The 6,408-nt window shown below is 62.8% G+C and carries 7 protein-coding genes; all 7 read right to left on the bottom strand.

The window, feature by feature from the left end; translation table 11 throughout:
* Positions 1 to 314 precede the first annotated feature (314 nt).
* Genes GOEFS_RS11225 through GOEFS_RS11195 form a run of 7 tightly spaced genes read right to left on the bottom strand, consistent with a single transcriptional unit; the run spans position 315 to position 6,407 of the window.
* Complete coding sequence (locus GOEFS_RS11225) at positions 315 to 722, bottom strand: hypothetical protein (protein WP_007318027.1); 408 nt, start codon at positions 720 to 722, stop codon at positions 315 to 317.
* A complete protein-coding gene (locus GOEFS_RS11220; protein WP_007318026.1) occupies positions 719 to 1,525 on the bottom strand; it encodes an isoprenyl transferase in 807 nt (268 codons plus the stop codon). The genes GOEFS_RS11225 and GOEFS_RS11220 overlap by 4 nt, the downstream gene beginning before the upstream one ends.
* Before the next feature lie 11 nt (positions 1,526 to 1,536).
* The gene (recO, locus tag GOEFS_RS11215) at positions 1,537 to 2,316 is read right to left on the bottom strand and encodes a DNA repair protein RecO (RefSeq protein WP_007318025.1); all 780 of its coding nucleotides are present in this window, start codon (positions 2,314 to 2,316) and stop codon (positions 1,537 to 1,539) included.
* Positions 2,317 to 2,376: 60 nt separating this feature from the next.
* Complete coding sequence (locus GOEFS_RS11210; RefSeq protein WP_007318024.1) at positions 2,377 to 3,798, bottom strand: YhgE/Pip domain-containing protein; 1,422 nt, start codon at positions 3,796 to 3,798, stop codon at positions 2,377 to 2,379.
* The gene (gene era / locus GOEFS_RS11205) at positions 3,798 to 4,724 is read right to left on the bottom strand and encodes a GTPase Era (RefSeq protein ID WP_007318023.1); all 927 of its coding nucleotides are present in this window, start codon (positions 4,722 to 4,724) and stop codon (positions 3,798 to 3,800) included. The genes GOEFS_RS11210 and era overlap by 1 nt, the downstream gene beginning before the upstream one ends.
* Positions 4,721 to 5,101 (bottom strand): cytidine deaminase, encoded by a 381-nt coding sequence (locus tag GOEFS_RS11200; RefSeq protein ID WP_245549824.1) that lies wholly within the window; start codon positions 5,099 to 5,101, stop codon positions 4,721 to 4,723. Before GOEFS_RS11200 ends, era begins: the two co-directional genes overlap by 4 nt.
* Positions 5,049 to 6,407 carry a hemolysin family protein gene (locus tag GOEFS_RS11195; RefSeq protein ID WP_007318021.1) on the bottom strand — a complete coding sequence of 453 codons (1,359 nt, stop codon included), beginning with the start codon at positions 6,405 to 6,407 and terminating at the stop codon, positions 5,049 to 5,051. Before GOEFS_RS11195 ends, GOEFS_RS11200 begins: the two co-directional genes overlap by 53 nt.
* Position 6,408 lies beyond the last annotated feature (1 nt).

The raw sequence follows: 6,408 nt of genomic DNA, 5'->3' as shown, positions 1-6,408 counted from the left end.
CCTTGGTGAGACGAAATACCAAGTTGCTCTTAGCTTTCGAGCGACCGGTGGTCTCGATACAGGATCACTCGCTGCGCTCGCGATCCCACTCGACCAGCGGTCGGTAGCGTCCCTCGCTGATCGCGATCCCACTCGACCAGCGGTCGGTAGCGTCCCTCGCTGATCGCGATCCCACTCGACCAGCCGTCGGTAGCGTCCCTCGCTGATCGCGATCCCACTCGACCAGCCGTCGGTAGTCTCCCTCACTCGCAACCACTCGACCAGCCGTCGGTAGTCTCCCTCACTCGCAACCACTCGACCAGCCGTCACGTAGGTCACTCGCCTGACGAACCAAGCACCTCGGCCCGCGTATCGACCCCGGCTGATAACACCATATGCAGCACCGTCAGTAGCGGCAGGTCGGCTAATTCGCCCAGCGGGAAGGTGTACGACAGCAGCACATCGACTGTGTCCGCGCCATTGCCCGACCGCCGCAGCGAACCGAAACTCAAACCGGCACTTCGTGTTTCAACGGCGTCGCGTAACTCGTCAGTATTTGCCAGCCCAGATGCCACCAGTTGTGTCACCGCGACGACCTCGAGGCCATCGCCCAGATCTAACACGCGCACCGACGCCCGGGTACCACCAACTTCGATCATCGCGGCATCTTCTACTACGACGACATCGCCCAGGTCCGCGGCCAGCCGAGCGATCCGGGCGAGCGCGGTCTCCGATTCAGTCACTGCGCCCCTCCGAATCGACGGTCCCGCTTCGCGTACTCCAGGCAGGCGTCCCATAGATCGCGTCGATCGAAGTCGGGAAACAGCTTCTCCTGATACACCATCTCGGCATACGCCGACTGCCACAGCAGAAAATTCGAGATGCGCTGCTCGCCCGACGGCCGCAGAAACAAGTCGACGTCGGGCATGTCGGGCTCGTCGAGATACTTGGCGAACGACGCCTCGGTTATGCGTTCAGGATCGATTTCGCCGCGTGCGGCTCGGCGCGCGAGTTCCTTTGCGGCGTCAGCGATTTCGGCGCGGCCGCCATAGTTGACGCACATCGTCAACGTCATCACGGTGTTGTCCTTGGTCAACTCCTCGGCGATCTCCAACTCCCGAATCACGCTGCGCCACAACCGGGGTCGGCGACCAGCCCACCGTACGCGCACACCCATCTCGTTCATCTCGTCGCGCCGACGCCGGATCACGTCCCGATTGAATCCCATCAAGAACTTCACTTCGTCGGGACTGCGGGACCAGTTCTCGGTAGAGAACGCATACGCCGACAGCCAGCCAACACCCAGCTCTATGCAGCCGCAGACACTGTCCATCAGGACGGCCTCGCCCCGCTTATGTCCCTCGGTGCGCGGCAGACCCCGCTCGGTTGCCCAGCGGCCGTTCCCGTCCATCACCAGTGCGACATGCTTGGGCACGAACTCAGCTGGGATATTCGGTGGGGTGGCTCCCGACGGATGGGGATCTGGCGGACGAACTGTCCGAGGCGATCCGGCTTCCTCGGCTCGACGCAAACCGCGGCGCACCATGTGATCTCTCCTCACCCGGCGTCGCGCGTTTGCGCGCCGGTCTCGCTGAGCTTATGCGGTGCCGCGCGTTCGATCAGCGGCAATGTGCGCAACTGCCGTTCCAAATGCCATTGCAGGTGTGCGGCCACCAGCCCGCTGGCCTGCCGTCGCATCGACTCGCTGGCGTCGACGGTGTGCTCCCACTGTCCACGAAACATCGCATCCATCAAGTCGAGAACACCGGGTGACGGCGATGCCGCGCCGGCTGGCCGGCAATACACACAGACCGCACCTCCCGCGGCTACGTGAAACGCGCGATGCGGCCCCGGCTCCGCACATCGCGCACAGTGCTCCAGCGACGGCATCCAGCCCGATTCATGCATAGCGCGCAGCAAATACGCGTCGAGCACTTGCTGACGAGGGCGCTCCCCCGCGGCGAGCGCCCGCAGTGCTCCGACGGTCAGCCGCTGCAGAGCCATCACCGGTGCGCGCTCCTCGCCGGCTAGACGCTCTGCCGTTTCCAAGACGGCACAGGCGGTGGTGTACCGGCCATAGTCGGCGACGATATCGGCGGCAAAACTGTCCAGACTGTGAACCTGGGTGATGACGTCGAGGTTGCGACCGGGATAGAGATGTACGTCGACGTGGGCAAACGGTTCAAGGCGGGCACCGAACTTCGACCGAGTGCGTCGAACGCCCTTGGCAACCGCCCGAACCAGGCCGTGCTCGCGAGTCAGCAGGGTAATAATCCGGTCGGCTTCGCCCAGCTTGTGCTGGCGCAACACGACAGCCTCGTCCCGGTAAAACCTCACTCGGTCATTCTTCCACCGGTATAGGACAGGAATCGTCGCGACATACCGCAGACGGCTGGTTCACTCGGTGAGTTTGGCCAACCTGGGTGGCAGCGCGATCTGATCGGGAAGGCGATGCCAGTCACGCCGGTCGTACCACTTGGTCACCACCACGCCGAGCACCAAACCAAGTATCAGCCCGATGACACACACGATGATCGACTCACCGAACCCAGCCCCGAAGTCGGCGTCGAAGTAGAGGATCGCGCGCACCCCCACATACACCTGGTGCATCGGCTCGACTTTGGCCAGCCATTCGAAAATCCGCGGGCTTGCCTCCAGCGGCACCGTGCCACCCGACGACGGCAGCCCGAGGATCACGAAGAACACCAGGTTCAAAATGAGTCCGAGGTTGCCGAACACCGCCATCATCGCGCTCGCGGTGACACCGACGGCGGTGATGGCCAACACCGAGAACAGCCATAGGACAAAGGAATTCGGTAATGATGTCCCAACCGCCGCGCATACGGCGAGATAGAGCGCGGACTGCAGCGCCGCGATGATCATCATGATCGTCCATTTGGCGGCGAGCGTCCCCCACCGAGAGATCGGTAATCGCTTGCGCAGCAGGAACAATGGGCCGAATTCGACCGGCAGTTGTCCCAGCGTCCCATCGACGATGACCGACACCATCATCGCGCCGGTAAACCCGGCCAGCACCAACAACAGGGTGAAGTAGAACGCGGACAGACCGTTCGCGGACCCATCGGGCAGCGGCGCTGGTTCGGACACCACGACATCGACCGGCGCGGCCAAGGCGAGCTGTGCGGCTCCGGAGAAATCCAAATCGTTCGCGACCAACTGTTGACGGACAGTCGCGGTCATCTGCTTACCGAATTCGGCGTTGACCTGCTTGCCGACTCGTTCGGCGAATACCGTGGTGATCGACGACGCGAAGGTCCCCGATCCGCGGTTGATGTAGATATCGATCTTCGGTTGTTCGGGCTTGATCTGGATCAGCGGAGCCGCCGACCGCCCCATATTGATCGCGACATTCGTGAAATTGGGCCCGATGTAGACAACCCCATATGCCTTGCCGGAGTTGAGTTCTCGCAGTGCCCCGGTTCGATCGGTCTCGGTCAGGACGATCCCCGATTTGGCCGCCGTCGGCACCATCGACTTGACGATTTGGTCGCCGAAGTTCTGCTTCGGCTGCCCTTCGGCCGTCGAACCGCCGACATCTTCGTTGACGAGCGCGATCGGAAAGTTGTGCAGATTCTTCGTCGGATTGACCACCGCGCCCATGTACATGGCGGCCATCAGACACATCAGCCCGACGACCGCGGCGACCGGCGCAAGCCAGAACTTCGGGTGCCCGACCACATCGGCTATCGCGCGGCGCGCCTGCTCCTCGTCGACGCCGTCGTCGAGGAGCGTCCGTCCCGTGTCTGCGGGCACGACCCGCGTCGGGTCACTGTCATCTGGCTTATCGTGCGCGCCCACTAGAAACCCATCCGGCGCAACTGTTTTGGGTCACGCTGCCAGTCTTTGGCAACTTTCACCCGGAGGTCGAGAAAGACCTTGGTGCCCAGCAGCGCCTCGATCTGGCCACGTGCAACGGTGCCGACATGTTTGAGGCGAGAACCTTTGTGCCCGATCACGATTCCTTTCTGAGAATCGCGCTCCACATACAAGATGGCGTGAACATCGACCATCGGCGCCTGGTCCTCGCGACGATCTTCGCGCGGAATCACTTCGTCGATGGTGACCGCGAGAGAATGTGGCAACTCATCCCGAACGCCTTCGAGAGCGGCCTCGCGGATGAACTCTGCCATCAGGACCTGCTCGGGTTCGTCGGTGAGTTCGCCGTCGGGGTAGAACGCGGGACCCGGCGCCATCAGCCCGACCAGGACATCGGCCAGCACGTCGAGTTGCGCACCCGACTTAGCCGACACCGGCACCACTTCTGCTTCGGGGCCAAGGAGGTTGGACAACGCCAGGAGTTGCTTGGCCACCGACGGGGGCGCGACCTTATCAATCTTGGTCAGCACTCCGATCACCGTCGTTGACGGAGCCATCGTGCGCACCTGTTCGACGATCCATCGATCGCCGGGGCCGATAGCTTCGTCGGCCGGGATACACACACCGATTACGTCGACCTCGGAGTAGGTATCACGGACCAGATCGTTGAGCCGTTGTCCCAGTAGGGTTCGCGGGCGATGCAGGCCCGGCGTATCGACCAAGATCAATTGAGCGTCCGGCCGGTTGACGATGCCGCGAATAGTGTGGCGAGTCGTCTGCGGTCGATTCGAGGTGATCGCGATCTTCTCGCCGACGAGGGCGTTGGTCAACGTCGACTTGCCAGTGTTGGGCCGCCCGACGAAACAGACAAAGCCGGAACGGAATTCGGGAGTATCGTGGTCGGTCATCTGGATCCTTCTCCGGCGATAAGTCGGCCTGCGGTGTCGGTCACGAAAACGTTTGTGTCGGTGGAGATTTCCCGGAGGGTGTCGATACCCGGATCGTCAGTTGTTCCGCCAATCAGCACGGCGGCTTCGAAACCTGTTGCCCCGCTGGATAGTGCGGTGGCAACCGCCACTTGCAGTGCGGTGAGGGCCAACGTCGCCGTATCGACCCGCGCTCCGGCGTAGGTCCGGCCGTCGGCGTCGCGGACCGCGGCGCCGCTCGCCGAGCCCGACCTGGCCAGCGCGCCACGCGCCAGAATCACCAATTTGCGGTCCTCGTCACCCAACTCATCGCCCGGCACGATCATCAACCTCTCGTCGAACGGAAAGCTTCTCGTCATTCACATCATCGGCAGCCACGTGAGCGACATCTGGCTCGGACTCATCCACACGCCACACGACGACGGTGGTAATCCGTTGGCGCCCCTGCCGATTCGGTCCACCCTCGGCCACGAGATGCAGGCCGTCGTAGTCGACACTCGCGCCGGGCAGCGGGACACGTCCGAGCACCAGCGCCACCAATCCGCCGACCGTTTCCACTTCGTCGTCATCGATTTCGACGTCGTCAAAGAGTTCGCCGAGGTCTTCGACGGGAAGTCGGGCAGACACTCGATAACTACCGTCACCGAGGTCTTCGACCGGCGCGGTCTCGTCGCGGTCGTATTCGTCGGTAATCTCGCCGACGATCTCTTCAAGCACATCCTCGATGGTTACCAGTCCGGCGATGCCGCCGTATTCGTCGACCAACAGCGCCATATGGTTGCGGGTGCGCTGCATATCGCCGAGTACCTTGTCGAGCGGCTTGGAGTCGGGAATGAACTGCGCGGGCCGCATCAACTCGGCCACCTTGATCGTCTGCGCCGATCCCGACAATGCGCGCGTCACAAGGTCTTTCAGGTAAACGACGCCGACAATATCGTCGGGATTCTCACCGATCACCGGCAGCCGGGAGTGTCCGGAGCGGATCGCGAGATTGGCAGCCTGGGTGGCCGACTTCTCCGATTCGATCCACACCATCTCCGGACGCGGCACCATCACTTCGCGAGCATTGGCGTCGCCGAGATCGAAGACCGACTGAATCATCCTGCGTTCGTCGGCGTCGACCACCCCGCGTGCCTCGGCCAGGTCGACGATCTCGCGGACCTCGACCTCGGTTGCGAACGGTCCGTTGCGATATCCCTTACCCGGAGTTATCGCGTTACCGACCAGGATGAGCAGCCGGGTGACCGGTGTGAGCAATCGACCGACAATCTGGAGCACGGCCGCGGAAAAGACACCGATCGAGTAGGCGTGCTGCCGGCCGAGGGTCCGCGGCCCAACGCCGACCACCACATACGAAACCACCGCCATCACCGCTATCGCGACCAACACCCCCCACTTGCTACCAAGTAGATCGACTGCCGCGACCGAAGCGAAAACCGTTGCCGCCGTCTCGCATACGACGCGCAGGAGCACCGCGAGGCTGACGTAGGTAGCTCGACTTTCCAACACCTGCGCCAAATGCCCGGCACCCGCACGGCCGTCTTTACGCAGATCAGACACCCGCGCTTGGGAAACCGTGGCAAGCGCGGCATCAATGGCCGCGAAGATGCCACTGATAGGCGTCAGCGCAATAGCGGCAACGATGAACCACACACTCGACGACAAG

This window comes from Gordonia effusa NBRC 100432, from assembly GCF_000241305.1.
Lineage (GTDB): Bacteria > Actinomycetota > Actinomycetes > Mycobacteriales > Mycobacteriaceae > Gordonia > Gordonia effusa.
The sequence above is the reverse complement of the archived record's forward strand: the minus strand, read 5'-3'. Positions and strand labels throughout refer to the sequence as shown.